This window comes from Bradyrhizobium sp. (assembly GCF_016462955.1).
In the GTDB taxonomy this organism is placed as follows: Bacteria; Pseudomonadota; Alphaproteobacteria; order Rhizobiales; family Xanthobacteraceae; genus Bradyrhizobium.
The window spans coordinates 1-2,704 of sequence record NZ_JAEMSD010000717.1; the positions used below are offsets into that span (position 1 = coordinate 1).

Genomic DNA, 2,704 nt, shown 5'->3' on the forward strand with positions numbered 1-2,704 from the left:
CACATCACTCGTATTTTTCATATTGAGCGGCCGTCGACACGTCAGACGGTTCCGCATTTTTTCGAAGGGAAAGGACCTCGCGCGATGGCAACGGCTGAAGCGATTCGTGAATTTTCGAACGGCACCAAGGAACTCGGCGACAAGATCGTCGGCCTCACTCTCAAGGCTGCGAAGGAGTTGTCGGATTACCTCGACGAGGTTCACGGCATCAAGCCGGCTGCAGGCGGCGCGGTCATGATGGCCGCCCCAGGTGCCGGTGGCGCTGGCGCCGCTGCCGAGGCGGCGGTCGAGAAGACCGAGTTTGACGTCATTCTGGACGCGTTCGGTGCCAACAAGATCGGTGTCATTAAGGTGGTCCGCGCCGCAACCGGCCTGGGTCTTAAAGAGGCCAAGGACACGGTTGAAGGTGCTCCCTCCAAGATCAAGGAAGGCATCTCGAAGGCGGACGCCGAGAAGCTCAAGAAGGAGCTCGAAGACGCTGGGGCCAAGGTCTCGATTAAGTAAAAAGCCGACAAATGCCCGTTTGGCGGCGGGGAGGTTGGCCTCGCCGTCGCCAAACGGTATAGTATTTGCTCCGAACTTAGTGTTTGTTGGTTTCCTTCCTCTCCTGCCCCGTGCCGCCATTTGCTTTTGCACTTCCCTTTGTTTAGGGGCCGCCCCCTGATGGTCGTCGTTTCTGTTGGTGCGTGCGCGCTGACAGAAGCCTCGTGGCTCAAGTGTCGTAAAGACATTCGAGCCCGGGTCGGCGATCCCACGTCATGACAGTGTCCTGAACGGATCGCGTGCTCTTCGCGACCGACACGAGACTATTTCGAGGAGGTTTTTGTCAATGGCAACCCACTCCGTCCGCCGTCTGCAGACCAGCGAAATACGACATTTCGGTAGCCGTCGTGTGACGCACAACATCCCTGACCTCACCGAAATCCAGACGCGATTCTACGACGCATTCCTGCAGTACGACGTACCATCGACCAAGCGCAAGGACCACGGCATCGAAGGCGTGCTCCGGGAGATCTTCCCGATCGAGAGCTATGACCGCACGGTGAAGATCGAGTATCTGCGGTACGAACTCGGCAAGCCCCGCTACAGCCCGGACGAGTGCCGGCAACTGCGGCTCACTTACGGACGGCCGCTCCGGGTGTATTTGAGGCTCACGCGTGAACAACCGATCGAGGAAGAGGTCTACCTGGGCGACGTGCCGATCATGCTCGGCGGCGGAGAGTTTATTATCAATGGTGCCGAGCGGGTAGTGGTGAGCCAGTTGCACCGTTCGCCCGGCATCGACTTCGTGTCTGACACTGAGTCGAACGACCGCAAGACGTTCAACTGCCGCATCATCCCCGAGCGAGGGAGTTGGATCGAACTCAACGTGTCAAAGAAAGACACGATGCAGGTGCGGATCGACCAGAGCGGCAAGTTTTCAGCGCTCACGCTCCTGCGGGCGATGGATCCCAAGTACTCGCACGACTCGGAGATCTTGAAGCTCTTCTACCCGACAACCAAGGAGAAGATTTCGGGCGGCCGCAGCGTGGTCAAACTTGAGGGCAAGATCGCCGTTGACGATATCGTGTATCCGAAGTCGAGCGAGCGGGCGGGCGAGATCATTGTCGATGCGGGCTGCAAGATCACGCACGATCAGGCGGAGCTGATCTGCACGTCGGGTCTTCCGGCCGTCGAGGTGATGCAGGAGCAGAAGGTGCCGCTCCTGATGAACAGCCTCAAGGAGGATTCCGACGAGTCAAAGAAGCGAACGGCTGTCGCCCCGAGTCACGAAGACGCCTTGGTCCGAATCTACCAGCGGCTCCGGCCCGGCAATCCCCCAGCCCTCGACAAGGCCCGGGCCCTGTTCGACGAGAAGTTCAAGGACACCAACCGCTACCGGCTTGGCCGCGTGGGCCGCTTCCGCATCAACCGCAAGCTCGGGCTTTCGGTCCCCGAGACGGAGATGACGCTCCGCCCCGATGATCTGATCGCCGCGATCAAGTACATGCTCCTGCTCTCCGAGGGTGAGAACGAAGTCGAGGTGGATGACATCGATCACCTCGGTAATCGCCGGCTGCGGACGATCGACGAACTGGCCAGCGACGAGCTCCGCAAGGGTTTTCTGAAACTCCGGCGCACCGTCCAGGAGCGGATGAGCCTCAAGGACGTCACGGAGATGACGCCCCGCTCGCTCATCAACCCCAAGAGCATTTCCGCGGCCATCGAGTATTTCTTTGGTCGTGGCGAACTGTCGCAGGTGGTCGACCAGACGAACCCGTTGTCGATGCTGACCCACGAGCGCCGGCTCTCGGCGCTCGGTCCCGGCGGCTTGAACCGCAAGCGGGCCGGTTTCGAGGTGCGCGACGTCCACATCTCCCACTACGGCCGAATCTGCCCGATCGAGACGCCCGAAGGTACGAACATCGGCCTGATCTCGAGCCTCGCGATCTATTCGGGGGTCGATTCGTATGGCTTCCTCGTCACCCCCTACCGGAAGGTGTCAAAGTGCCGGCTGACGGATGACGTCGTCTGGTTGCGGGCCGACGAGGAGCACGACGCGACGCTCGCGCCGGCCGATGCCCCCGTCGTCGATGGCAGGATCGAGGGGGACAACATCATCGCCCGGAACCGCGGTGATTTCGTCCTCGTCCGCGCCGAGGATGTGGGGTACATCGACGTCGCCCCCAGTCAGATGGTTGGCGTTTCTGCGGGCCTGATTCCG

At 60.8% G+C, this 2,704-nt stretch carries 1 protein-coding gene and 1 pseudogene; both read left to right on the forward strand.

Translation table 11 applies throughout. From position 1 onward, the window contains the following. The first annotated feature begins 84 nt into the window (after window positions 1–84). Entirely contained in the window at window positions 85–504 is a 420-nt protein-coding gene (gene rplL, locus JHD07_RS37325; RefSeq protein ID WP_291631293.1) for a 50S ribosomal protein L7/L12, read from the forward strand. 325 nt (window positions 505–829) lie between these two features. Next, a pseudogene (locus JHD07_RS37330) lies at window positions 830–2,704 on the forward strand (DNA-directed RNA polymerase subunit beta); the annotation flags it as partial.